Raw genomic sequence first — 25,279 nt, 5'->3', positions numbered from 1 at the left:
TGGTAACGTTTACACCTCACTATAACATATTCTTGACATTTTTATGGCATATAAAAAAATATTTCACAAAATATTCTTAATTATATTAACATAGTGTTTATATTAAAAATTAAAAATACAAAAAAGTGCCTCATATAAAACAGGCACTTTTGTTTACATACTATTTTCTCTTTTTTTATAAACAAATTTAGAGATGGATATACTAATTTCATATAGCAGTAAAAGCGGAATCGTCACAAGAAAATCGGAAATAAAATCAGGTGGCGTGATTGATACAGCAACAACAATGAGAACGAAATAAGCGTACTTGCGAACTTTTTGTAGCGCATATGGATTAATGAGTCCAATGTTTGTCAAAAACATGACAATGACTGGAAGCTCAAATAAAACGGCAAACGGTACTGTCATGTGCAGAACGAAACGAAAATATTTTTCGGTTGTAAACATCGTTGCAAACATGTCATTTCCTAATCCGACAAGAAAACGAAACACAATTGGTAAAACAACAAAATATCCGAAACATAGCCCTAATACAAATAAGATAAACGTAGCTGGAATATAAGAGAGCGTAATTTTCCGTTCTTTTGGCGTCAATGCTGGTTTTACAAATAGCCATGTTTGCCAAACAAATATTGGAATGGTTAATGTAATCGCAAACACGCCAGCCAACATAAAGTAGATCCATAAAATATCCGTTGGTCCTAAAATGGTTAATTTAACCTCTAAATCTTGAATCATCCAACGATAAATATCTTGCACAAAAACAAACCCTAACACAAAAAAAACAATAAATGCCACAGCTACAATAATGAGTCGTTTTCTTAATTCATTTAAATGCTCAATTAAAGGCATTTCCTGATTGTACAATTGCTTTTTTTTCACGAACGTAAGCACCAACCTTTATTTAAATTCCCGATGTTAAAAACGGCAACGAAAGATGTTGCCGTTTCCTCATACAATTATGATTTGTGCGCCTCTTTTTTATGATCTAATTCTTCTAACACTTCATCGCTCAGTCCTTTGGTTGATTTTTTAAATTCGCGTAACGTCTCTCCAAAAGCTCGTCCAATTTCCGGGAGTTTTTTCGGTCCAAAAATAACCAGCGCAATTAAGAGAATTAAAATTAAACCAGGTACACCGATATTGGAAAGCATGGTGTCATCTCCTTTTATTTTTATACGAAAATGCTTCTTTTCTTTATTTATTTTATTGCTAATATATTTGTTTTTCAATTGAAAATTTTATGATAGAAAGTTAGCAATGAACTGCATACAACTTATGTACTTTTTGTTCTCACCTCATTCTATCAAAATGGAAAATAACAAATTTATCGGACATAAAAAGCAATAAAAAAGAGCTCATCGTCGAGCTCTTTGTTCTAGATCCTGGATAAATTGATACGTTTTTGGAGCGGTCGATTGCAAATGCTTGCGCGTGTTCTCGTTGTAATAGTAATAAGCAAACGACTCGGCAAAATATTCTTCCGGATACGTAAGGAAATAATAGTGATGCGGAAACAGTTTTGCTGCTTCTTCCTGCCAAATTGAATGGAAAGCCGCAGTCTCGTGAATATGATCGAACACGATATAATCGATGGAATGAGCGAACTCGTGCAACTCCAAATTAATCGAGCCGTGCCCTTTTCCCCTCTCACTGTGGCCAATTTTAACAAGCACTAAATGCGAGCCGCCAAGCCCTGGGACATCATCCCACGTTGCCGAAGAGGATAAATACCCGCGCGGCGTTTTCCCGCGTAAGTGTTTCGCCGATGGTTCATCGGTAATCTTCCCATCCAACAGCTGAATATAAATATGATGATCCGCCGCTTTTTGCAATATGGATGGGTCGATATGAGCAAGCGTATCAATTATTTTTTTCGCTTCTTTATGGGAAAAGTTCGTCTCCGGAACAATGATCATTTTTCTTAATATATCGTACGGCATTGTATGTTGTATGTCCATATTGCTATCATCAAGCAAAACGCCGTGTGCGGCCGGATATGGGGAAAACGAAAGAAGCGGAACGATCGCCAACACCGCCATGCTCCAAAAAAGAACCCGTTTCATGAACCTTTCCCCCGCTTCTTTACTATCAATTTCAGAATCTTTTTTTCTATTAAATTATAGCACACGCGAAAACGGGAACAAACGTGTAAAATAAAGGAAACGGGATCACCGGGAAACGTTCATAGAAACGGATTGGAAAAACTGCTCACGTCCGCCATTGCGGCGGCGTATTTTTATCCCAATAAATTTTTCCTAGCTCGTAATGGGTTTGGAAATTGTCGTGGCACGTATGGTAATGAAATTGAAACCAATACCCATCTTGCGGCGGGTGTTCGCGCCTGACGTGAAAACGGATAATATCCTCTCCTGTGTCGACGCGGTAAATATGAAAAATGCGCTCTCCCATCCCGCCTGATGGGTTTTCCGTCACCGCCAAATACTGCAGCTGTTCTTCCGGATATTGCTCGGCAAGTGAAGCGATTACTTCCTCGATGCGCGGTAAAATTACATCGCAAAACTCGTCTTCAATCACGGGGGCGATTTTGCGTCCGAACTTTTCGTACGATTGCCGAGTGGCTTTCTCCATCGTCTGTTCGATAAATTGCTCACGGGTAACAGGCAGAGCTTGCGTTGCCGATTCCACCGCAACAGATGCGGTTTGCGAGACGCGACCGCCATGCTGCCAATCGGAAGACGGGGCATCATCAGCGGTCGGCTCGTCCGCTGCCATTAAGGAAGACGGCGGGGTAACGAGCCCAAACGTACAGGCGGTGATGGCAACAACGAGCGTTTTACGCAACCATTTTGGCAGCCTCACGCCTCTTCACCTGGTTACTAAAATCTATAAAAACCGACTCATCGCGATGGAACCAGGAAACATCGCTTGCCGCTCGGATTCTCACCGAGTTCCATCAGGAAGGGAATTTCCCTTGTCATTCACCTGCTGTGAAAGACATCCCGTGGCTCGCTGTCAGCGACGGCGCCTGTCGTGCACCATTCCTTCCATCGGTCCGTACACGACAACGATTTTAGTAACCAGGTCTACACCTCCTTCAGTTGAATTTGATCCTGGTTCAGCCAACAGAATTTGTGCAAGATGTTCCATAATGACCATTCATGTTCCTCTTTGAAGTTCTCTATCTTTTTTAACATCATCCCTAAATATTGTCGTTGTTTTGTTCCGCTTTTCGATTGCTTGTAGGATTCTTCCATCGACCCTAACACCGCAATCAAATGGCGCTTCACTTTCGTTTTGATGATATCAATGAGTTCTTTTGGCAATCGTTCCTGATACCCTAATCCCCGTCTGCCAATCACCAAAGCGGCGCTTTCATGGACGGATAACCCATACTTTTTCATATACTTGAAACGTCCGATGACGCTGGTATATGCCGGATTCACTTTTTTGACACGAAACCCGAGCCTTAAGCCTCGACGAAGGATGGTGTCAGTCAGTTTTTTCTTTTTGAAATGGTGGGTCAAGCGATTGAATCGTTTGTCCGTATCGTGCTGCTGTCTTAGTTGGATGTTTTCGATGACCACTGCCCCAACATTCTCTTGAAGCAGCCAGTCATATACATCGCGCACCGTTTCACCAACGATGTTGTTTCGTTTATTCGCTTTCACATATTCGAGTTCATGACAGTAAAACACTTTCGATTGGATGAAGTTTCCTTGTTTCGAAACGATGCTTACGGCGATGCGGTCCATATTGATATCAATCCCAGCGATTCGTTCCGCTTGAATCGGTTCATCATCGGTAAGTTCTCTGCCATATACCTCTTCTTCATAGATGAGATGAATGTAATATTCCCCGTTTTTGCGTTTGATTTCGACGGTATATGGTTGATATTCGATGATCGGCTTGCCTTTTGCATTCACTCCGACTGGTTCTCCCAGGACGAGATCGATGATTTCCTCTTCATATTTTTCAGGAACAGACACAGGGAATCGTAAACGGGGAGCGTGTTTTCCTTCTTGTTGTCCAAGTGGATTCGCAATTTCTACATAACATTCATCAGTGTGATCGTCATAGATAAGGCGAATATTTAAGTTCCCTTTTTTGCTTTTATCGCCTCTGGCATACAACTGATTCGAGCGCAAGTCTTTCCATTCTTCGTTCGTGATTTTTCCTTTTAGACGCTTATAAAAGTTCTCTTTTCCACCAAAAATCACACTCGGAATCGTCCCTTGGTCGAGATGGTGCTTTAGCTCGGCTTCTTTCGCTTTGAGCTTTTCTAACCGTTGGTGCAATCCACCTAGACATGTAGGAAGATCGACTTTTTTCGGTGTTTTTCTTCCATGTTGGTACTCATCGATTTTCTTTTCGGTTTTTTCGATTTTCGCTTGCACATCCTCTAAGCGCATAGGAAGTAACTCACGTTGAGAAGAAATGAGCGATTGAGCAAGCAAGACCGCGTCTTCGGCAAACCGTTTGTTGAGCCGAAATTGGTGCGGAAGGTGTTTGATGATGTCTTTTGCGTTCCTTCCCTCCAGCAAACGGTGGAATGCATATCGCTTCGCTGAACAAAAGACGCGCATCAACTCATCTAATGAGTGAAGTTGTGATGCATCATGAGAAACGATTTTCATCACCCGAACCGTTTTCATCCCCTTGCCTTCCCCCTTGTTTGGATCCTTAAGAACATATATTCGCTAACTTTTCTTCATTTCCTTTTTTACATACGGAAGGGGGAGATGATTTTTTATCATCGGACAGGAGACGATGGAAAAGATGGAGAACATCCACCTCTTTACGTTCAATAACAGGAGATATTTACATGATTTCATATTTGCTTATCAAACTGCTTATACCTCCCTTCAACGAAAAATCCCGCTCTGCTTCAGCTTTTCTACCGCCCGCAGCAGCTTGTCTTCTTCTTGCACAAGAGCGATGCGCACATAGCCTTCCCCGCTTGGTCCAAACGCATGGCCAGGCGTGACGACCACACCAGCGCGATCGATTAACGCATAGGCAAAATCAAGTGATGTCCACCCCTTTGGAATTTCCGCCCAAACAAACATCCCTGCCTTCGGGCGCTCGACATGCCAACCGATCGAAGCAAGCCCATCAACGAAGCAGTCGCGACGGGATTGATAAATAGCCCGGTTTTGTTCGCAAAATGACGCACCTTCCATTAACGCCGCAATTGCTGCTTGCTGAATCGGCAAAAAAATGCCATAATCCAAATTCGATTTAAAATTGCCAAACACGCGGATGATTTCTTCATTTCCACAAATATAGCCGATGCGGCAGCCAGCCATATTGAAGCTTTTCGATAACGAATTAATTTCAATGCCGACTTCTTTTGCTCCAGGCACTGATAAAAAGCTCATCGGCTTTTGACCGTCGTAATACAGCTCACTATAGGCAAAATCAGAAACAACGATAATGTTATATCGTTTAGCAAACTCTACCACTTCGCGAAAAAACGCTTCCGTCGCCAGTGCCGGAACGGGATTGCCTGGAAAATTGATAAACATCATCACCGCTTTTTCCGCGACCTCGTGCGGAATTTCCCGCAAATTTGGCAAGAAATCGTTCTCCTTGCGAAGCGGCATGAAATACGGAACCGCTTCCGCCATCGCAATTCCTGCCGCATACGCCGGATAGCCGGGATCGGGAACGAGGATGATATCTCCCGGGTCGGCAAACGCCATCGGCAGATGAACAAGTCCGTCTTGCGAACCGATGACATACATGATTTCCGTTTCCGGATGAAGCGTGACACCATGTGAAGTTTGATAATAATACGCCACCGCTTCATGAAATTCATTTGTGCCTTTTAAAGTATAGCCGTATGCCTGCGGATCGTTTGCATAACGGCTAAGCGCTTCCATGACAAACGGCGGCGGCGGCAAATCAGGGCTGCCGATGCTTAAGTCAATCAAATCGTCATGTTCGCTACGTTTTTGCTGTTTATACGCCGATAATTCGGCAAAAATAGACGCAGAAAAAGCATTCATTCGCATAGCCAGTTTCATGTTCCAACCTCTCCCCCAACTTGCTTCGCAGAAAACCGCTTTCTTTTTCCGCTTTAAATGATATATACTATGAATATAATAAATAGTGTATCATACTGAATATATAAATAGTGTATCATACTTTACAATACAAAACATAGAGAAAGGCGGGGAACAACATGAGCACGATCTTTTTCGCTGCAAGCATTATTACGCTTTTGTATTTTATCTATAGCTGTATTGCCAACGCATAAGAAAAACTCGCAGGATGGCTGCGAGTTTTTCTATTAATCGATTTTCGTTTTCTTGCGCGCGGAATCGAGCTCATACGCTCCTGTTTCCGTTTGCGTTGTTCCTTGTCCTTTCACGTTTGGCGCACTGCTCCCGGTTTTCGACGGATCTTTCTTCCGCTTTGCCACCTTGCATCACCTCCGCCCTTAACGTTCCCTTGCCTTTTTCTTTCTATTCCTTTCACTTCACCGTTTGTGCCTAACTAATAAAAGCCAGGTCCTCTCTTATGTCCCAACTTTATGGTTCTGTCGTTACGTCATATAAAAAAGGATGCCTAAAATAAGCATCCTATTCGCAATACTTTTCAAATGCATTCATAATGTTTTCCATTACGGCTTCCATTGATTGAATTTCAATTTCTTCGCGCGGGATAAAGTGGACGACTTCTTTCCCTTTTAACAGGGCCATTGACGGAGACGAAGGGGCGTAGCCAACAAAATATTCGCGCATTTTCGCCGTCGCTTCTTTATCCTGACCGGCAAAGACCGTCACTAAATGATCCGGTTTTTTCTCGCTGCGCAATACCGCCTGCGTTGCCGCTGGACGTGCTAATCCTCCTGCACATCCACAAACGGAGTTCACAACGACAAACGTTGTGCCTTCAACATTTTCCATAAATTGTTCCACTTCTTCACTTGTGCGCAGTTCGCGGAATCCGGCGTTCACTAATTCGTCGCGCATCGGCTGCACAAGCTGGCGCATATATTCTTCATATGTCATGGACATAACACAATCCCTCCAAACCATTTTCGCTGTCATCAGAATACTATTTTATTCCTAAAAAATCAATCAAAATAACTAACACGGTCGTACTTACGTTATGAATGATGCAAACATTACACATAAAACGTAAAAAGAAAAGGTGCAATCGTATGTAGCGCGCCTTTTCCAATTTTTATCACGCTTGACTATTGGCCCTTTCTTCTGCTCTCCGTCATCTGCTTCCAAACCGATCCTTTCGCTTCTTCGCCGCCTTCAATGCGCTCGATCGCCATTTTCACTTGCATGCTTACTTCAAATTCCGGATCGTTTTCCGCCGCTTTTAACGCCGGCAATGCCGATTCATCGCCGACCTCATATAAAAACATGGCAGCGCGCCAGCGAACGAGCTTGCTTGGATCTTTCAACGCTTCGATCATAACCGGAATCGCTTCCGGATCGCCGATGTCGGACAAACAATCGCCCGCAGTGCGGCGGACGGACACCGCCTTATCTTTCAGCGCTTCATACAAATACGGCAACACTTTTTTGCCGCCGATCATCCCTAAATACGCCGTCGCCAGGCGGCGGATCGCCACCTTTTCGTCTTTCAGCGCTTTCGCCAGCACCGGAATATCGTCTTCGCTCGGATCGGCCATTTGTTCTAGCGCCGCGTACCGTTTCGTCCAATCCGGATCATCGAGCATTTCTTTCGTTACTTTCACGCTTTGGCGCTTTTGTACTGTTTTTTCTTGCTCACCGCGGCGGAACATTTGCACAATCCGCTCTAACCGCTCCGGCGGATAGGCAGCGGAAAGCTCTTCGACAATTTCGTTGCCGATTTCTTCAAACGTGCCGTAGCGGACTCCTCTTTCAATCCATTTTCTCTCGAGCACGATATTCCCCGCATATTTTTGCGCTTCAATCACCGCATCGATAAACGGTTTTGGCAGTCCGACTCGGTGTTCTTTCTCACCATCGGTCAATTTTACCTGCATTGGCAACCCGTAAAGCATTTGCACATATACTTTTACTTCGCCAAAATGTTCGTTTGGTTTTTTGGCCGTCTCTTGCTCGCTTTCCACATCTTCCCCGAACACTTCACGAACTTTTGTCAAAATGCCTTTCCAATCATATTTCGGATTGCGCTCAATCGCCAAAAAGTCAGCGACATGATAAATCCCCTTGACGCCTTCGATTTTCATCAGCTCTTGGATCAGAGGCGGCGCCGTATCGACATTGTCCGGCTTATAGTTATGGCTCGTGCCAAAAGGCAGCTCCTCATCTAAGAGCACTTTCATCGTATTCGGACTTGGCGTCGGTTCAATCGATTTAATTTTCAATTCCGTTTCCTCCTTTGCTTATAACGACTCGACGAGCTCCGAAAGCTCGGCCCACCGCTCTAACAGCGCATCGAGCTCGTTAGAAAGCGTTTCGTATTGCTCGGCAAGTTGCTGAACTTTTTCATAGTCGCTCGCACACGCTTCCATCTCTTCGGCCACCCGCTGCAATTCTGCTTCTAGTTTGGCTATATTGGTTTCAATTTCTTCCCACTCTTTTTGTTCTTTGTACGTCAGCCGGCGCTTCGTCTGTTTTCTTGGCGGCTTCGTTTCTTTTGCGGCTTGCTTTTCTTGTTTTGGCGGCAATTGCCGCTGTTCCTCCAAGTATTCGGAATACTCGCCGATATACGTACGGATGTTGCCGTTCCCATCTAAAATCAAAAGCTGTTCGGCGACTTTATCTAAAAAGTAGCGGTCGTGGGAGACGGTCATCACAACGCCTGGAAACGACTGCAAATAATCTTCAAGAACCGTTAACGTTTGCGTATCCAAATCGTTCGTCGGCTCATCAAGCAATAACACGTTTGGCCCGCTCATCAACAAGCGCAACAAATATAAGCGGCGCTTTTCCCCGCCGGACAGCTTGCGAATCGGCGTTCCATGCATATGCATTGGAAACAAAAACTGCTCGAGCAACTGCGCGGCGGAGATCGTCTCTCCATCGACGGTGCGTATTGCCTCACCCGCTTCGCGAATATATTCAATAACCCGTTTTTGTTCATCCATTTCCACATGTTCCTGTGTATAATAAGCGATTTTCACGGTCGGACCAATTTCCACTTCCCCTTCCTCCGGCCGCAGCCGCCCGGCGATGATGTTGAGTAAAGTCGATTTGCCGCTGCCATTCGGCCCGACAATACCAATGCGGTCACCCGGTTTGACAAGCAGGTCAAAGGAATGAAAAAGCTTTTTGCCGCCGAACGAATGGCTGATTCGCTTCAGCTCGATCACCTTTTTGCCAAGCCGGCTGCCGCCCAGCTTCATCTCAAGCTGTCCGCTTTTTTCCATCTCCAGCGATGCTTCGAGCTGGGCAAACCGTTGCAAGCGCGCCTTTTGCTTCGTCGTCCGCGCTTTGGCGCCACGTTTAACCCATTCAAGTTCACGAAGATACAGCTGACGCCGCTTTTGCGAAGCGGCGCGCTCTTGTTCTTCGCGGAGCGCTTTCGCTTCTAAAAACGCCGCATAATTTCCGACATACGTATATAGCTTGCCGCCGTCTAGCTCAAAGATGCGATTCGTGACACGGTCCAAAAAGTAGCGGTCGTGCGTGACAAACAATACCGCCCCCCGATAGCGCACCAAATATTCCTCGAGCCAGCGAATCGCCTCATCATCAAGGTGGTTCGTCGGCTCATCAAGCACAAGCAGATCGGGCGCTTCAATTAAAGCCTGCGCCAGCGCGACGCGCCGCTTTTGTCCGCCGGAAAGCGCGCCGATGCGCTTCGTCATGTCAGGAATGCCGAGCTTTGTTAAAATCGCTTTGGCGTTGGCATTGGCATCCCATGCATTTTGCGCATCCATTTGCTGTGAAAGGGCATACAAGCGCGCCTGCCGCCTTTCATCAAGCGGATGCTCAGCGAGCTCAGCGAGCGCCAGCTCATAATCGCGCAACAGGCGAATCAGGGGCGTATCGCGCTGAAATACTTGCTCAAGCACGGTCAAATCAGGGCGAAGTTCCGGCTGCTGCGGCAAATATCCGATCGTAAAATCTTTTGGACAGGCAATATTTCCTTCATCCGGCGCGTCCACACCGGCAATAATGCGCAACAATGTCGATTTCCCGGTGCCATTGACGCCAATGATGCCGATGCGCTCCCCTTCTTTCACTGTAAAAGACAATTGCTGAAACAACACTTTTTCCCCGTAGCTTTTCGAAATTCCTTCTACTGTCAACATTTTCATGGCAACCATCCTACTCTCGCTTCTGTTTCTTCGGGCGCGGAATGCGACGGAGCGTAACATACCGCTTGTGCACCGCTGAGAAAAGTTTCTATTTTCAAACGTACCGGAAAAACTTCGCCATCGCTTACCACTTCCGCTTTCTTCCGCTTTGGACAAAAAACCGTCTTCCGCAGGGGGAAGACAGTTTTTCTCCTCTTTTATAACAGTTTTTCAATTTCGCTTTTTAACTCGCTCGGCCGCGTCTGCGAAGCGAAACGGGCGACCACATTTCCGTTTCGATCCACCAAAAACTTCGTAAAGTTCCATTTAATCGCCTTCGTTCCAAGTACACCTGGGGCTTTTTCCTTTAAATACTCGAAAAGCGGATGGGCGTTTTCGCCATTGACATCGACTTTGGCAAACATCGGAAAGGTAACCCCGTAATTGACTTGGCAAAACTGTTCAATCTCTTCTTCCGTGCCCGGCTCTTGATGGCCAAATTGATTACACGGAAAGCCGAGAACGACCAAATCGCGGTCACGGTATTGCTCATACAGCTCCTGCAGCTCTTTATATTGTGGAGTAAAGCCACACTTGCTCGCCGTATTAACAATCAGCAACACTTTCCCTTTGTAATCCGCTAATGACTGTTCTTCGCCGCGAATCGTTTTCGCGGTAAAATCGTACACACTCACCCCATTTCACCTCACTTCCCATCATAATGGATTTTCCGCCCTTTTTCCACTTTCACGCCCTTCATTTATCAGAAAACTCACTCAATTGTTCGAGCGAAGCAATCATGTACGGGATCATTTCCTGCAGGTCGGAGACATTATCTTCATAGATCAAACGGCCGAACTCAATCGTTGCTTCATTGCGGTAACTAAGTGTTTCATGAGGAAACTCATGGCTTAACGTTTGCCGGATGATGCGCTCCTCTCCCCAAACTCGACGCAATACCCTTTCTATATGTGAACATGCCGCTGTTTGCCGAATTGGTAACGAAAATGTAATGGAAAGCGTACAGCCCGGTCGAATCGCCTGCCGAAGCAGCTCTTTTGCAATTTGTTCTAAATCCATTTCCAAACGGATCGTGCAAGATACGTACGGTGTATGAGCCGAAGCCAAACGGAAAGTAATAGTATACGTTCGTGAAAAATGAGCTAAATCAACGAGGTCGTGCCGGTCAATGACTACAATCTCTCCCTCTAAATCCAAATCGTATACTGCACCTTCCAGCACCGTTTTCAAATTGTCAAACGCCGTTGGATCAAACATCCCATCGCTCCTTTAAAATAGTCCTACTGCATTTGGGCGATTTTGCGGATTTTCTCCGGAACCGATTCGTTACCGTCATATAAAGGTGCGAAATGATTCTCTGTGTTTTCGATCACATGGAGAACTTTTTCCGCTAAATCGATGCCGCCTTCTCCGCCTTTTGCCCACACTTCCGTTAACGATACAGGATATCCATTCATATCGCAAAAATCCGTAAGCGATTTTAATATACATTTTACCATTGATACAAATTGAAAAAAAATTCGTTGAATAAAATTTGTAATGTTTTTATAATTAAGTTATTTAAAACATTGAAAGAATGGAGGGTGAGACTGTTGCCAATCAACATTCCAAAAGATTTGCCAGCCAAAGAAATACTCGAACAAGAAAACATTTTCGTCATGGATGAGGAGCGGGCGTATTCGCAGGACATTCGTCCGTTGAACATAGTGATTTTAAATTTAATGCCGGAAAAAGAAAAAGCGGAGACACAGCTATTGCGCCTTCTTGGCAATTCGCCCTTGCAAGTGAACGTCACTTTTTTGCGCCCAGCTACCCATGAGCCGAAAACGACAAGCAAACATCACTTAGAGCAGTTTTATACGATCTTTCCGCATATCCGTCATCGCAAATTTGACGGAATGATCATTACCGGCGCTCCAGTCGAACAAATGCCGTTTGAAGAAGTCACATACTGGAAAGAGTTAACAGAAATTATGGAATGGACAAAAACGAACGTTACCTCCACCTTACATATTTGCTGGGGAGCGCAAGCCGGCCTTTATTATCATTACGGCATTCCAAAATACCCGCTACCGCAAAAATGCTTCGGTGTGTTCGAACATTCACTTGAAGTGAAAAATGTCAAACTATTGCGTGGGTTTGACGATATCTTCCGCATGCCGCATTCGCGCCATACCGATGTCAAACGCGAAGATATTGAAAAAGTACCGGAACTGACGATTTTATCCGTTGCCGAAAAAGCCGGCGTATGTTTAGTCGCGTCCAATGACGGAAAGCAAATCTTTTTAACCGGCCATCCGGAATACGACGCCACGACATTAAAAGAAGAATATGAACGCGATTTGGCCAAAGGCTTGCCGATTCACATTCCGGAATCGTACTTCCCGAACGACGATCCGACGAAACAGCCGCTAAACACTTGGCGCTCTCATGCGAATTTATTGTTTGTCAACTGGCTGAACTATTACGTTTATCAAGAAACGCCGTATATTTGGGAATAAGTATATTCTTTTTTCTAAGCCGATATTGCTTGCGGAATCCATCGGGAAGACTTCCGATGCAAGCATCGAGTGAAAGGAGAGCGCCTTCTTCTACGAAGAAGCGTTTTCGATAGAAATGGTAAGAAGCACTCCCACCTCTTAGTGGATGAAGGTGGGAAAGGTTCATTTGCGTGGTCAAAATGTGGTCAAGAAGGCAGGAGGATTACTCCGCCTTCTTTTTTATTCTTACACCTGATGGCACTGCCATTTTCACGATAAAACAGCATAGTCAACATATAAGAAAATCCGATTGATTTTCTACCATTACTTCCAACAAGGATCTTGTTACTTTCTCCTTATACTCGATAGGCTGATAAGGGTCTGTGCTAGATGACATAAAAATCGTCACTTTCCCTTTATTTTTGGCTTTGACAAGCTCTTTGCGCAGTAAATCTGCCGCTTTCTTTTTTATTGTCTACCCAAGTTCCCCATTCCTCCTTACGGAACATCGAAACAGGCATTTGACGCACATAGCAGTATGAACAACCGCAACTTTTTATTTATGGAGATTCCTTTATTAATTTTCATAGAATAAGTTCGATTCGTCATTTAATTTCACCGGGTATCATTCACCTTTGAAAAATTCATATATCCATGCCGTCAGGTTTTGCGTCCCGTCGCGATCTTTACGGCTTGCTCTTTCATTTTTGGAGATAATCGATTTTTCCTATTGACAAATTTTAAAAAAAGAACTATTCTAATTCGCGATTGTTCGCGGAAACTTCCTACCCCTCGACAAAACTAGTCAAAGGATTCGAATACTCCCTCAACGAATACACATCATAGAACAAGAAACAACTAGAGAAAGGGATGAGCATGCGTGAGAGCGGAACGGAGAAAGCAATGGAAAATACACTGGCGCAAATACAAACATTTGTATAAAGGGGCGCGCACGGAACGCCGCAATAAATGGCGGCAAAAATGGGAAGAAAAATATACCGCAAGCTAAAAAGCCTTGGCGAAACGCCAAGGTTTTTTGCTTTTCCATCTACAAGGTAATTTTCTTATTTTTTGTGGTTTCCTACGATTGTCCAATTCCCTTTCGCCATTTTTTCATACAATACAGTAGCTTGATCGAGGAGGTGAAGGGGAATGAGCTACGGTGAACACAGAAACGCCTTTGCGTTGATTGTTGTATTGTTTATTTTATTGATTATCGTCGGCACTGCATTTGTCGGCTTCGGTTACTAACATAGCGGGATAAAAGAAGACGAGGGAGCTGTTTGGCAAATAAGCAGCTCTCTCTATTTATTTTCATCATATGCACAAAGACAGCGATTGCGCACCTTTTTATTTCTTCTTTAGCATAAAAATCCACATAAACGTCAGCGCTTGCTTCAGCTCGGTTGGCAGCGAGCCAATGAGACTTTCGGACACTCCCCGTTTGTACACCCCTTGTCCGTCGATGATCTCCCATCCATTCTCTTTAGCTAACTGCTCGAATTCCCACGGCATCATCGTATTGCAGATGACTGGTTTTCCGTATAAACGTGGATAGCTGTTGACGCGCGGCGCGGCGGTCGGCCCGAGAATGCCAGCGCAAAAATAGCCACCTCGCTTTAACACCCGTTTTGCTTCTTCGAGCGCCTCAAGCGGCCGCTCCGTCCATTCGAGGGAATTAATGGCCATCGCTCCGGCAAACATTTCATCGGCAAACGGCAGCTTCGTTAAATCGCCCTGCACAAAGCGAAGCTGTTCGTTTTCCCCGCGCGCTTTTGCTTTTTCGATCATTTCGATGGATAAATCGACGCCGGTTACCTCATATCCTGCCTTGGCCAGCTTCCATGCGCCGTAGCCGTCGCCGCAACCTAAATCGACGATGTTGCTTCCTTTTGGAATGTAAGAAGCAATAAAAGGAATGACCGTTTTTCGGCTTCCCCGCTCCCACATCTCCTCGCTGCTTTGGTGCCAAAACTCGGCTTTTTCGTCCCACTGTCTTTCTGCTTCTTTATGCCAATCAAACGTTGCCACGAATATCACCTCTTTCTACATAAAATGTTCCCTTTTCACTAAAAATAATAGCGGGGGCAAGAAGGAGTGAATGACGATGAACGAACAAGAAACGTTTGTCCCTGTGCTAAAAATCACCAAGGTGACATTATTAGCTTGAAAACATCGACAGGACGGGTGCTTTCGTACCGAAAAGCACTGATGAAAGTAGAAAGCGGCGCGATTAGTGGCTTCCATGTCGTAAACGAACGATATATCCGTTCAAATCCGGATGGAGATGCGCCCAACAACCTTGACCATCTTCCAACTTTTTTCTAAAACGAATGAAAGAAAGGATGACGCAATGATGACAAAAAGCCCGAACAAAGGAAGCAAAAACCAAAATGCGCCGACGCAAGATGCCATGTCCTTGCTTAATAGCTCGGTTTCCGGCGACAACAGTAAAGGCAGAAAACAAAACAAATCGCAAAGCGACAAAACCGACCTATATGAGTAAAAGGGATGAGCTACAGCTCAATCCCTTTCATCGCCGTAACGCCTTGCTTATAATCGTGTTTAATTAGTTTCATCTCCGTAACAATGTCGGCGATCTCAATTAATTCCCGCTTCGCCGAACGGCCGGTAATAACTAAATGAAGATTAGGTGGACGCTTTTCCATTAATCGAAGTACGTCTTGAACAGAAACGATATCATCAACCGGAAACCGGTCAATCGCAAGCGCATTATTCAGTTCATCTAAAATAATTAAGTCGTACATACCTGATAATACTTTTTCTTCCGTAAATTCCCATGCAGCTTTCAATGCCTGCCGGTGTACTTCCGGCGTTTTCGTCCACGTAAACCCGGCACCCATTTGATACATTTCGATCCCGAGTTTTTGAAATATAAGATGCTCGCCATACATGCGTTCCGGTGACTTAATAAACTGAATGACGGCGACTTTTTTCCCCCTTCCTGCCGCTCGTATCGCCAATCCGAGAGCGGCGGTCGTTTTTCCTTTTCCATCCCCCGTATAAATGATGATGCGCCCTTTCTTTTTATGTGGTAGCAACCGTCTCACCTCGGTTCATCTCAGCAAACCATTGAATCGTTTCACGGAGCCGAACGACCTTTCCGACAAGAATAATCGCTGGATGGGAAAGACCAGCCTTCTTGACGACATCAGCAATCGTCTGCAGCGTACCGACAGCCGTTCGTTGTCGTTCCGTCGTTCCCCATTCGATCACCGCCACAGGAGTATTCGACGGCTTTCCATGTTCGATCAGTTTTTGGCAAATATACGGCAAATTGCCGACACCCATATAAAAGGCAATCGTATCGCTTCCTTTCGCCAACCCTTCCCAATGAAGACGGTCATCTCCCTTTTCTTGACGGCCGTGACCAGTAACAATGGTAAACGAAGCAGCATATTCCCGGTGTGTAACCGGTATGCCGGCATAAGCGGCAGCTGCGATTCCCGCCGTTACGCCAGGAACGATTTCAAACGGAATGCCATGTTGCGCAAGCACGTCTGCTTCTTCCCCGGCCCGTCCAAATACGCAAGGATCGCCTCCTTTTAGACGAGTGACAATTTTTCCTTGTTGTGCTTTTTCGACTAACAGTTCGTGAATCCGTTCTTGAATGAGGGCATGCTTCCCTGGTTCTTTTCCGCAGTAAATGAGCTCCGCGTCATTTTTGGCATGTTTTAGCAAATTTTTATTAATCAACCGGTCGTAAATAATGACGTCAGCTTGTTGAATACACTCCAATCCATAGACAGTAATTAGCTTTTCATCACCGGGACCGGCACCGACGATATATACTTTTCCATTTGTCATGATTGTTTTCCTGCTCCTTCTACAGAATTTGAAATGTGGGCAGAAGCAAATGTCGCCATTTCTTTTATCATCGCTGTCGCAAATGTCAACAGCGGAAATGAAACCGCCGCTCCGCTGCCTTCGCCAAGGCGCATGCTTAAATCGATGAGCGGCTCTTTTCCTAATAATTCAAGAGCAATTTGATGACCAATTTCTTGAGAACGATGACCAGCAATCATATAATCGGCAACATCTGGAGCGAGAAGCTTAGCTACAAGTGCGGCAACCGTACAGATAAACCCGTCCAACAAAATCGGAACGCGCCGCTCCGCTGCCGTCAGCATCGCCCCCGCCATCGCAGCGATTTCCAAGCCACCGATTTTGGCTAATAATTCAATCGGTTTAGATGGATCAGGCTTATGAAGTGACAACGCACGCCGAATGACATCGGCTTTATGCACAATCTTCTCTTCCGAAATGCCTGTTCCTCTCCCGACGAGTTGTTCAATTGGCTTGCCGCTCACCGCCGTTAAAATCGCGCTCGCGGTCGTCGTATTGCCGATGCCCATTTCACCGACAATGAGAGTACGCGCTCCTTTGTCGATTATTTCCTTTGCTTGTTCGTAACCAACCATTAGCGCTTGTTCCGCTTCCGCATTGCTCATCGCTTCCGTTTCGCAAAAATTGTTTGTTCCGTACCGTACTTTTTTCGAAATTACCGCTTCATGTTCAATTGGTGCAGCGACCCCGACATCAACGATGGCAAATATGGCGCCAATTTGCCGGCTAAATACGTTAATCGCCGCGCCGCCTTGAGCAAAATTCCATACCATTTGTGCCGTTACTTCCGGCGGAAACGCTGACACTCCTTCTTTCGCAACACCGTGATCAGCAGCAAACACAAGCACGCCAGGTGGGGAAACATCAGGAAATTTGTTCCCTGTCATTTCCGCTAGCTCTACCGCTAACTGTTCCAAACGACCAAGGCTGCCAACCGGTTTTGTCAATTGGTCGACGTAAGCGCGTACCTCTTTTCCTATTTCTTTATCAATCTTTGGAATCGAAAATAACATTACACATCACCCTTTTGAAACGCATGCATTTTTTCTTCGATTTCTTCGATACAGACATGCCGCTTTACATGATCGGCAAGGCGGTCAAAAGCTTGTTCTCTTATAGTACGAAACGACTGACGTCCGTAAATAGGCGCTAATCCTTTCTCGCGGCGAATTTTGTTCAATAACGCCTCACGGAACGCATCGTTATGAAAAAGATCGTGAAAATAGGTACCCATCACCCGTTCATCCTCGCTTTTACCGCCTTCTTTCCGCCCGTGCATCTCAATAAGAGAAATATGCCCTGCTAACGGTTCAGAGCGGCCCATATGAATCTCATATCCTTTCACAGCAAACCGCTCGCCGGCAAATGTTACGATTCCTTCCGATAGAATCGTCGTTTTTTCGCGCTCAAGCGTCGTTTCAATCGGAAGGAGATTCAATCCGGCAATTTCCCGCAGCGGTGTTTCCACACCAAATGGATCACGGATACGAGCCCCTAACATTTGATAACCGCCGCATATTCCGACAATCGTCACATGGTGATGTTTGTAGAGCTGTGCAATTTGTTCCGCAATCCCGTTTTTCTTCATATATAGCAAGTCTTCAATGGTGTTTTTGCTGCCCGGCAAAATAAGCAAATCTGGCTTCCCAAGCTGAGATGCCGTCGTTACAAAGCGAACGTGGCAGTCCGGCTCAGCCAAAAATGGGTCCACATCTGTGAAATTAGCTATTTTCGGATATCGAATAACGGCAATATCAATGTCTTTATCCGGATTGACGTTTGTGGACATTTGTTCTAAACGAACAGAGTCTTCTGCGTCAATATGTAAATCTTCTAAATATGGAACGACGCCTAACACAGGAACGCCGGTATATTGTTCAAACCAATCAAGCCCCGGCTTCAATAGTGCCAAGTCACCGCGAAACTTATTAATGATCACGCCGATGATCCGTTTGCGATCTTCTTTGTCAAGCAGCTGCAACGTCCCTACTAAACTGGCAAACACTCCGCCCCGTTCAATATCGCCAATCAGCACGACCGGCGCGTTCGCCATGCGGGCAACACGCATATTGACAAGTTCGCGGTCGTTTAAATTAATTTCTGCCGGACTTCCCGCTCCTTCGATGACGAGCCGGTCATATTCATTCATTAATACGTCCAGCGACTCTCGAATAATGGCTAACCCTTTTTCAAAAAATTCAGTGCGGTACACAAAAGCTTGCATATTTTTATATGGCTTTCCGTGCACGACAATTTGCGATTCATGCTCGCGACTCGGTTTAATTAAAATCGGATTCATATCCGTTGTTGCGGCAACGCCAGCCGCTTCCGCCTGTATCCCTTGCGCCCGCCCGATTTCTTTCCCATCGACCGTCACGTACGAGTTAAGAGACATGTTTTGCGATTTAAACGGCGCCGTTTTCCAGCCGCTTTGCGCGAAAATGCGGCAGAATGCCGTGGAAATAATGCTTTTTCCCGCATCGGAATGGGTTCCTTGAAACATAATCGGCAACGCTTTAGCCACGTTCCTTCACCTTCTCGCATTTCGTTAGCCAATTTTCAACCATTGGCGGACAAGAAGCAAAATGAAAATGGACATATCCTGCAATTAAGTTTTGATGCTGATAGCCATCTTTTTTCGTACCGCGCAACCCCATTGTTTCATAGGCAAACGGAATCTCGCCGCGCGCTTCGAACGTGGAATAATGAAACTCATGTCCCCGCGCTCGCAGGCCTTCCGAAAGCAAAAAGTTTCCTGGTTCTCCTTTCACCTCACGATATCCAAGCGCTACAAGCTTCGGATGCATGACAATCCGTCCCGGAATGACGCCAACCATGTCATAATACTGGCCATTCGTCGTTTCAATGCCTTCGGTTAAAAACATAAATCCCCCGCATTCTGCCAATGTCGGAATCCCACTTTCGACCGCGGTTTTGATCGACTGTTTGACATTTTGTTGTTCGGACAGCTGTTTTGCGAACTCTTCGGGAAATCCACCGCCGATATATAACCCATGCACCCCATTTGGCAGCGGCTCGCCGGCAAGCGGGGAGAAAAAGACTAACTCGGCGCCATACGCTTGTAACAGCTCTAAGTTTTCCGGATAGTAGAAATGAAACGCCGCGTCTTTTGCGACCGCAATCCGTACATCATACGATTTACTTATATCGAAATACGATTGAGGGACATTTAATGCTGGGGCTTCCGCCAGCTCTAGCAACGCGTTAAGATCCACCGTCTTGGAAACGCGCTCGCCTAATTCCGCAAAAAAATGATCTAATTCCCCGCGCTCAATCGATGGAATGAGCCCTAAATGACGTTCCGGAATGTGAAGCGCATCCTCTTTGGTTAAAAATCCGATCACGGGAATGCCGCATTCTTGTTCAATTGCCGTTTTCACAAGACGAAAATGCCCTTCGCTACCGACGCGGTTGGCAATCACTCCCGCAATGCGCACGCGTTCATCAAACGTTTGAAAGCCGCGGACAACCGCTGCCGCGCTCCGTGCCATGCCGGCACAGTCGATGACCAATAGCACCGGACTATTCGTTAATACACTAATTTCCGCCGTCGTTCCTTCGTTTGTTGTCGGCCGCTTCCCGTCAAACATCCCCATGACTCCTTCAATAATGGCGATATCCGCCCCTTCACAGCCTTTTGCGCAAATCGCTTGAACCGCTTCATGTCCAACCATCCAACTGTCCAAATTGCGCGACGGTCTGCCCGTGACAGCGGTATGATAGGTTGGGTCAATATAATCCGGGCCGCATTTAAACCCTTGTACAATGTAGCCTTTTTGTTTTAACGCCGCCATCACTCCAATCGTTATGGTCGTCTTGCCAACGCCGCTTTCCGTCCCGGCGATTACGATTCTTCGCATGTTGTTTTCCCCCTTAATGGTGTAAAAGTGCCACGGAAATCGTGACATTACCTGCTTTTTTCTTCACTAATTCCAATTTCTCTGCACCGCTATAAAGCTTCGCTGCTGGCTCGCTCACACCGTAAGCGCCTGTATAACGGTACACGGTTTCAGAAGGCTGTTCGATGTTTACTTGATTCAATTGTTCAGGGGTATAATAGACGAATTCCCATCCGTATTTTCGCACAACTTCAAGCAACCCTGGCTCGTCTTTTTTTAATTCGATCGTACATACCGCTTTCACACTTTTCATTGAAAAGTGCAGCTCCTCTAATGTATCGCGAATGACGGATTCAATTTCTTCCGCCGTTGTACCGCGGTTGCAGCCGATGCCGAGCACGATCACTTTTGGGCGGTACAAAACGCCGTTTTGCAATATCGCTTCTTCCTCTTTCATCAACAGGCGATGGGTCACGACAAGCGCGGCGGCCGGTTTTGCCGCTATCGCTTCATTAATCGAATGATAAATATGGATATTGTTTGGCAGCGGGGTATCATAGTTCCACCATTCTCGCTCCCCTGATTCTTGTACAATAGCAACATGTTGTTCATTAACGACGGCGGCGCTTACGGGAGTCAGCTTTTCGTCGGATTCCCACTCCCAGCCGAAGGAACGGCCAAACAAATCGACGGCAATCGTTTTTTGTACGTCAGACGCAGTCGTAATGACGGGATGGGCATGTAAAATCTCGGCGACTTGCCGCGTCAGTTCGTTCGCTCCGCCAAGATGTCCGGAAAGAACGCTAATGACATGTTCCCCTTTATCATCAATAACGACGACCGCCGGATCGGTTTTTTTATCCTTTAATAGCGGTGCAATCATCCGCACAACCGCGCCAAGCGAAATAATGAGAATAAGCCCGCGGTATGTTTGAAAAAGCGACGGCAATAATAATCGCACGTTCCCTTCAAACAAGCGAATGCATTTTTCGTCTTCGTCTCCTCTCGCAAACTTATTCGTATAATACACATGGGCGTTCGGAAGCTCCTCGCCGACACGCCGGGCAATATCAACGCCATGCTTCGTAATCGCAACAATGGCATACATCTCGTCACACCCCCCGCCGATATCCGTGTGTGAACGTTTTATCGTACAGCTTCGAGCGATAGTCGCGCTCGATAATTGCGGGGTCTAACGCCCATCCTGCTAAAATGAGCGCGTGTTTACGGATGCCGTTTGCGCGCATATCCTCGTCCAGCGTGCCAACCGTCGAACGAACAATTTTTTGATCTGGCCATGTCGCTTTATACACAATCACGACGGGGGTATCATCCCTCCATCCCGCATCCCTTAGTGCCTTTGTTACTTTTTTTGTTAATGTTGCGCTTAAAAATAACGCTAATGTGCAATGATGTTTTGCTAAGTCTTCCAGTTTTTCCTGCTTTGGAACCGGCGTCCGTCCTTCCGCTCGCGTTAAAATGACCGTCTGCGTTAAATTCGGAACGGTTAACTCCGCTTGAACAGCCGCTGCCGCCGCAAATACCGAGCTGACGCCAGGGACGATTTCAACTTCCACCCCTTGCTTTTTGAATAGCGCGATTTGTTCAAGCGTCGCTCCGTAAACAGATGGATCTCCCGTATGAATGCGCACGACTTTTTTTCCTTGTTTAAGCTGTTCTAACATCGCTTCAACCATTTGCTCTAAATGCATTCCTGCCGTATGAAATACTTCCGCTTCCGGCTTTCGATAGCGTTCGATCAGTTCGTTACTGACGAGCGAATCGGTGTAAAAAATTGCGTCCGCTTCTTGGAGCAGTTGCGCACCTTTCACAGTAATCAAATCCGGAGCCCCCGGGCCTGCGCCAATAATATGTAGTTTCACTTTCTCACCACCAATAACGTTAAATATTCCAACTCTACTCCTTCAAGATGTTCGATATTCCAAATGATTTCTTCCTTTGACGTCACTTTTGTTACCACGGCAGCGTTTTGCAATAAATTTTGTTCGCGAAGAAGACGGATCATCATTTCCATCACTTTCGCCACTTTCAAAAAGACGACGCAATCATGGTCTTCAAGTGCCTTTTTCATCGCCTCATAGTCGTCGCGCGCTGGAATAATCGCCACCTGTTCATCCCCGTCGGCAAGCGGGATTTGCAGTCTCGCTGCCGCCGCGTTGACGGAGGAAACTCCCGGAACAATTTCAATCGCGACATTTGGATACCGCTCTTTCATGATTTTCATCAGATGGATGAACGTACTATATAAAAGCGGATCTCCTTCCGTCACAAACGCGACATCTTTTCCTGCTCTTAGCTGTTCCCATATCGCTTCTGCCGTTTCGTTCCATTTCTTTGTTAACACATCCATATTTTTCGTCATTGGAAAGACGAGACCAAGCATCTCTTTTTCCGCCGGAGAAAAATATGCTTCAATAATTTGCTGGGCGTAGCTTTTGCTGCCGCGCTGTTTTTTCGGATAGGCAATGATATGCGCTTCTTTCAGGCGGCGAAACGCCTTCACCGTCAACAGCTCGGGGTCTCCTGGACCAACGCCGATGCCATACAATGTTCCGCTCATTCGTCTTCCTCCCTCTTTGCCGTAATGATATAAATCGGATTAAGCGCATCAAACCGCGTCAGCTCTAAAATCGGCTTGCTTCTTGAGATTTGCGCGAGCGTAACGTCTACTTGAAAGCCACGCTGCTTTAATCCTTCCACCGCCTGCGCCAGCGTTTCAATCGTAACTGCATTCACAACGATGCGTCCGTTCCGTTTCAAGCGTCGACAACAAACATCAAGAAGCGGCCCCATTGCTCCTGATGTTCCGCCAATAAAAATCGCATCCGGGTCGGCAAATTCGTCTAAATGCTCAGGTGCTTTGCCGTGTACAAGCGTAATGTCAACGCGGAATTTTTTTAAGTTTTCTTTACAAATTTCGATATCATGGGCATTTTTTTCAATCGCAAACACAGCGCCTTCGCGGGCGATTTTCGCCGCTTCAATCGCAACAGAACCGGTGCATGTACCGATATCCCAAACGACGCTTTTAGCATGAAGACGGAGCGCGCTAATGCTTAACACCCGAATCTCCTTTTTCGTAATCAGTCCTTTCTCTGGTTTGCGCTGCAAAAATTCGTCATCGTCAATTCCTAATGGCCACCTCGGACCTGCTTTTGTTTTTTGTAAAATAACCACATTTAATGGGGAAAACTCGGCATCTGCCATCTCTTCTAATTCGAAAAAGCGGCACCGTTCATCTTGTTCGCCAAGATTTTCTCCGACAAATGCGCGATATTCGGTCATTCCGTACGAAAGCAAATATTTCGCAATGGCATTAGGAGAATTCGTTTCGTCCGTTAATAGCGCTACTTTTTCACATCCATCAATGCGCTGGGCAAGTCCTTTCATGCTGCGACCGTGGACGCTAATAAATTCGGCGTCCTGCCACTTTTCTCCCATTTTCGCAAACGCCCATTGCACCGAGCTAACTGTCGGGTACACTTCGATCGGTAGTTTGCTAGATAAATAGCTACCGATTCCATAAAACATCGGATCACCAGATGCAACAATGACGGTGCGTTTCGTTTCATGGCGAAGCTGCTCGACAAGCTGTGATAGACCTCCTCGAATCGTGAGCGTTTCGCCTTGATAATCAGGGAAAAAGGCTAAATGACGCTCTCCTCCTACCAATAACTCGCTTTCATAAATCCAACGTTCATAAAGGCGCGGGAGGCTCGCTTTTCCATCGGCCCCAATGCCAATTAGTTTAATCGCCTGCATCGTTTCGTACCGCCTTTCCTAATAATTGACCACCCATTGTGTATAGCGACGTTTCCACGGTCATGCCGCCGCCCACTTCACGTAACGCGGATAAACAACAATGGTCACATAATATTTCAAAAAAGCGCTCATTTCCTGCTTCCTGCATCATCTCGCCAACTTGTGATGCCGTATTGGCTTCGCGAACAGCGGCAACAAGTTCCGGTGAAGCTCCGGCTTGTTCAGCAATGGATGCTAAAAACGAAAAATCAACGGGGGCGCTTTTCGAATGCACCATCATAATGCCTTGCGCCACTTTAGAAAATTTCCCCATCATCCCAACCATGGAAACGATTCGGATGCCGAGCCGCTTGCATTGTTTCAGCGTAAAGCCGACAAAATCGCCCATTTCAATAAACGCTTCCTCAGGAAGAGGAGAATATTGTCGCATCGCAAATTTTTCGCTCCGTCCCCCCGTCGTAATCACAACATGGTCGCATCCGTTTGCTTTCGCTACTTGAATGGCCTGAATGATGCTTGCGCGGTACGCGGACGTCGAAAAAGGAACGACAATGCCGCGCGTCCCTAAAATCGAAATGCCGCCGATAATGCCGAGGCGCGCGTTTAATGTTTTTTTGGCGATTTCTTCCCCGTTAGGAACGGAAATAATGACGTTTACTCCACGGGAAATTCCGTATTCTTCCAATATTTCGAGCGCTGTTTCGTGAATCATTTTCCGCGGAACAGGATTAATTGCCGCTTCGCCAACCGGCACCGGCAAGCCCGGTTTCGTGACACGACCTACCCCTTTTCCGCCATCTAAATGAATGCCGGGTTGCTCCGCCCATGAAACGGTTGATACAATCGCCGCTCCATGCGTCGCATCAGGGTCATCCCCGCCGTCTTTGATCACCGTTGCTGTCGCCGAATCACCGTGAATTTCGCACGCTTCAATCGCAAATGTCACCCATCGTCCGACTGGCAAATAAATGGTTGCCTCCGTTTGCCGAATACCGGTAATTAGAGCCGTTAATGCCGCTCTCGTTGCCGCTGTGGCACACGCCCCTGTCGTATATCCTTCGCGTAACGTTTTTTTTGCTTCCATTCGT

Annotated in this window: 28 protein-coding genes and 2 pseudogenes; 5 read left to right on the top strand and 25 right to left on the bottom strand. The window is 46.1% G+C overall.

What is annotated here, in order from left to right; genetic code table 11:
- Nucleotides 1–153 precede the first annotated feature (153 nt).
- The 13 genes and pseudogenes from tatC to AC1WMD_RS11240 all read right to left on the bottom strand — a co-directional run.
- On the bottom strand, nucleotides 154–852 hold the full coding sequence (tatC, locus tag AC1WMD_RS11300; protein ID WP_494257387.1) for a twin-arginine translocase subunit TatC: 699 nt from the start codon (nucleotides 850–852) through the stop codon (nucleotides 154–156).
- Between the two features lie 107 nt (nucleotides 853–959).
- Nucleotides 960–1,154: a twin-arginine translocase TatA/TatE family subunit gene (locus AC1WMD_RS11295; RefSeq protein ID WP_043904573.1), complete on the bottom strand. Its 195-nt coding sequence runs from the start codon at nucleotides 1,152–1,154 to the stop codon at nucleotides 960–962.
- A 204-nt stretch (nucleotides 1,155–1,358) separates the two neighbouring features.
- A complete protein-coding gene (locus AC1WMD_RS11290; protein WP_494257276.1) occupies nucleotides 1,359–2,066 on the bottom strand; it encodes an anthrax toxin lethal factor-related metalloendopeptidase in 708 nt (235 codons plus the stop codon).
- A 145-nt stretch (nucleotides 2,067–2,211) separates the two neighbouring features.
- Nucleotides 2,212–2,817 carry a YpjP family protein gene (locus tag AC1WMD_RS11285; RefSeq protein WP_494257386.1) on the bottom strand — a complete coding sequence of 202 codons (606 nt, stop codon included), beginning with the start codon at nucleotides 2,815–2,817 and terminating at the stop codon, nucleotides 2,212–2,214.
- Between the two features lie 230 nt (nucleotides 2,818–3,047).
- Entirely contained in the window at nucleotides 3,048–4,616 is a 1,569-nt protein-coding gene (locus AC1WMD_RS11280) for an SSO2105 N-terminal domain-containing protein (protein ID WP_494257274.1), read from the bottom strand.
- A gap of 210 nt (nucleotides 4,617–4,826) precedes the next feature.
- A complete protein-coding gene (locus AC1WMD_RS11275; RefSeq protein WP_043904569.1) occupies nucleotides 4,827–5,990 on the bottom strand; it encodes an LL-diaminopimelate aminotransferase in 1,164 nt (387 codons plus the stop codon).
- 266 nt (nucleotides 5,991–6,256) lie between these two features.
- A complete protein-coding gene (locus tag AC1WMD_RS11270; RefSeq protein WP_088124130.1) occupies nucleotides 6,257–6,388 on the bottom strand; it encodes a YuzL family protein in 132 nt (43 codons plus the stop codon).
- A gap of 160 nt (nucleotides 6,389–6,548) precedes the next feature.
- The gene (locus AC1WMD_RS11265; RefSeq protein WP_043904568.1) at nucleotides 6,549–6,986 is read right to left on the bottom strand and encodes a BrxA/BrxB family bacilliredoxin; all 438 of its coding nucleotides are present in this window, start codon (nucleotides 6,984–6,986) and stop codon (nucleotides 6,549–6,551) included.
- Between the two features lie 182 nt (nucleotides 6,987–7,168).
- Entirely contained in the window at nucleotides 7,169–8,302 is a 1,134-nt protein-coding gene (locus AC1WMD_RS11260) for a conserved virulence factor C family protein (RefSeq protein WP_494257271.1), read from the bottom strand.
- A gap of 18 nt (nucleotides 8,303–8,320) precedes the next feature.
- Entirely contained in the window at nucleotides 8,321–10,201 is a 1,881-nt protein-coding gene (locus AC1WMD_RS11255; protein ID WP_494257270.1) for an ABC-F family ATP-binding cassette domain-containing protein, read from the bottom strand.
- 197 nt (nucleotides 10,202–10,398) lie between these two features.
- On the bottom strand, nucleotides 10,399–10,875 hold the full coding sequence (locus tag AC1WMD_RS11250) for a glutathione peroxidase (RefSeq protein ID WP_494257268.1): 477 nt from the start codon (nucleotides 10,873–10,875) through the stop codon (nucleotides 10,399–10,401).
- Nucleotides 10,876–10,936: 61 nt separating this feature from the next.
- Nucleotides 10,937–11,458, bottom strand: coding sequence for a hypothetical protein (locus tag AC1WMD_RS11245; RefSeq protein ID WP_494257267.1), 522 nt, complete (start codon nucleotides 11,456–11,458; stop codon nucleotides 10,937–10,939).
- Between the two features lie 32 nt (nucleotides 11,459–11,490).
- Nucleotides 11,491–11,685, bottom strand: a pseudogene (locus tag AC1WMD_RS11240) (formate--tetrahydrofolate ligase); the annotation flags it as partial.
- 108 nt (nucleotides 11,686–11,793) lie between these two features.
- Between AC1WMD_RS11240 and metA the strand changes: the two are divergent.
- Nucleotides 11,794–12,702 (top strand): homoserine O-acetyltransferase MetA, encoded by a 909-nt coding sequence (metA, locus tag AC1WMD_RS11235; protein ID WP_494257266.1) that lies wholly within the window; start codon nucleotides 11,794–11,796, stop codon nucleotides 12,700–12,702.
- A gap of 277 nt (nucleotides 12,703–12,979) precedes the next feature.
- On the opposite strand, the pseudogene AC1WMD_RS11230 reads toward metA, so the two are convergent.
- Nucleotides 12,980–13,202: pseudogene (locus tag AC1WMD_RS11230) on the bottom strand (radical SAM protein); the annotation flags it as partial.
- Nucleotides 13,203–13,561: 359 nt separating this feature from the next.
- On the opposite strand from AC1WMD_RS11230, the gene AC1WMD_RS11225 reads away from it, so the two are divergent.
- A complete protein-coding gene (locus tag AC1WMD_RS11225; protein WP_017434161.1) occupies nucleotides 13,562–13,690 on the top strand; it encodes a hypothetical protein in 129 nt (42 codons plus the stop codon).
- A gap of 143 nt (nucleotides 13,691–13,833) precedes the next feature.
- Nucleotides 13,834–13,932, top strand: coding sequence for a YjcZ family sporulation protein (locus tag AC1WMD_RS11220; protein ID WP_494257265.1), 99 nt, complete (start codon nucleotides 13,834–13,836; stop codon nucleotides 13,930–13,932).
- Nucleotides 13,933–14,031: 99 nt separating this feature from the next.
- On the opposite strand, the gene AC1WMD_RS11215 is transcribed toward AC1WMD_RS11220, so the two are convergent.
- Nucleotides 14,032–14,712: a class I SAM-dependent methyltransferase gene (locus AC1WMD_RS11215; RefSeq protein ID WP_494257264.1), complete on the bottom strand. Its 681-nt coding sequence runs from the start codon at nucleotides 14,710–14,712 to the stop codon at nucleotides 14,032–14,034.
- Nucleotides 14,713–14,847: 135 nt separating this feature from the next.
- Here AC1WMD_RS11215 and AC1WMD_RS11210 point away from each other — a divergent pair, with 135 nt between their 5' ends.
- Nucleotides 14,848–15,009 (top strand): DUF3892 domain-containing protein, encoded by a 162-nt coding sequence (locus tag AC1WMD_RS11210; protein ID WP_494257263.1) that lies wholly within the window; start codon nucleotides 14,848–14,850, stop codon nucleotides 15,007–15,009.
- A gap of 25 nt (nucleotides 15,010–15,034) precedes the next feature.
- A complete protein-coding gene (locus tag AC1WMD_RS11205; protein ID WP_494257391.1) occupies nucleotides 15,035–15,187 on the top strand; it encodes a hypothetical protein in 153 nt (50 codons plus the stop codon).
- Nucleotides 15,188–15,197: 10 nt separating this feature from the next.
- Here AC1WMD_RS11205 and cobO read toward each other — a convergent pair whose 3' ends face one another.
- Genes cobO through AC1WMD_RS11155 form a run of 10 tightly spaced genes read right to left on the bottom strand, consistent with a single transcriptional unit; the run spans nucleotide 15,198 to nucleotide 25,275 of the window.
- Complete coding sequence (cobO, locus tag AC1WMD_RS11200) at nucleotides 15,198–15,743, bottom strand: cob(I)yrinic acid a,c-diamide adenosyltransferase (protein WP_494257384.1); 546 nt, start codon at nucleotides 15,741–15,743, stop codon at nucleotides 15,198–15,200.
- Nucleotides 15,730–16,509, bottom strand: coding sequence for a uroporphyrinogen-III C-methyltransferase (gene cobA / locus AC1WMD_RS11195; protein WP_494257262.1), 780 nt, complete (start codon nucleotides 16,507–16,509; stop codon nucleotides 15,730–15,732). The genes cobO and cobA overlap by 14 nt, the downstream gene beginning before the upstream one ends.
- On the bottom strand, nucleotides 16,506–17,561 hold the full coding sequence (gene cobT, locus AC1WMD_RS11190; RefSeq protein ID WP_494257261.1) for a nicotinate-nucleotide--dimethylbenzimidazole phosphoribosyltransferase: 1,056 nt from the start codon (nucleotides 17,559–17,561) through the stop codon (nucleotides 16,506–16,508). The genes cobA and cobT overlap by 4 nt, the downstream gene beginning before the upstream one ends.
- On the bottom strand, nucleotides 17,561–19,072 hold the full coding sequence (locus AC1WMD_RS11185) for a cobyric acid synthase (RefSeq protein ID WP_494257260.1): 1,512 nt from the start codon (nucleotides 19,070–19,072) through the stop codon (nucleotides 17,561–17,563). Before AC1WMD_RS11185 ends, cobT begins: the two co-directional genes overlap by 1 nt.
- Nucleotides 19,065–20,429 (bottom strand): cobyrinic acid a,c-diamide synthase CobB, encoded by a 1,365-nt coding sequence (locus AC1WMD_RS11180; RefSeq protein WP_494257259.1) that lies wholly within the window; start codon nucleotides 20,427–20,429, stop codon nucleotides 19,065–19,067. The genes AC1WMD_RS11185 and AC1WMD_RS11180 overlap by 8 nt, the downstream gene beginning before the upstream one ends.
- 13 nt (nucleotides 20,430–20,442) lie before the next feature.
- Nucleotides 20,443–21,516: a cobalt-precorrin 5A hydrolase gene (locus tag AC1WMD_RS11175; RefSeq protein WP_494257258.1), complete on the bottom strand. Its 1,074-nt coding sequence runs from the start codon at nucleotides 21,514–21,516 to the stop codon at nucleotides 20,443–20,445.
- Nucleotides 21,517–21,520: 4 nt separating this feature from the next.
- Nucleotides 21,521–22,291: a precorrin-4 C(11)-methyltransferase gene (cobM, locus tag AC1WMD_RS11170; protein WP_494257257.1), complete on the bottom strand. Its 771-nt coding sequence runs from the start codon at nucleotides 22,289–22,291 to the stop codon at nucleotides 21,521–21,523.
- Nucleotides 22,288–22,989, bottom strand: a complete 702-nt coding sequence (gene cobI / locus AC1WMD_RS11165; protein WP_494257255.1) for a precorrin-2 C(20)-methyltransferase — start codon at nucleotides 22,987–22,989, stop codon at nucleotides 22,288–22,290. Before cobI ends, cobM begins: the two co-directional genes overlap by 4 nt.
- Nucleotides 22,986–24,191, bottom strand: a complete 1,206-nt coding sequence (cbiE, locus tag AC1WMD_RS11160) for a precorrin-6y C5,15-methyltransferase (decarboxylating) subunit CbiE (protein WP_494257254.1) — start codon at nucleotides 24,189–24,191, stop codon at nucleotides 22,986–22,988. The genes cobI and cbiE overlap by 4 nt, the downstream gene beginning before the upstream one ends.
- Nucleotides 24,178–25,275 (bottom strand): cobalt-precorrin-5B (C(1))-methyltransferase, encoded by a 1,098-nt coding sequence (locus AC1WMD_RS11155; RefSeq protein WP_494257252.1) that lies wholly within the window; start codon nucleotides 25,273–25,275, stop codon nucleotides 24,178–24,180. Before AC1WMD_RS11155 ends, cbiE begins: the two co-directional genes overlap by 14 nt.
- Nucleotides 25,276–25,279: the final 4 nt, after the last annotated feature.

The organism is Parageobacillus sp. NEAU-HV-2, from assembly GCF_059115485.1.
Note: the sequence above shows the minus strand (reverse complement) of the source record. Positions and strands in the feature narration are given on the sequence as shown.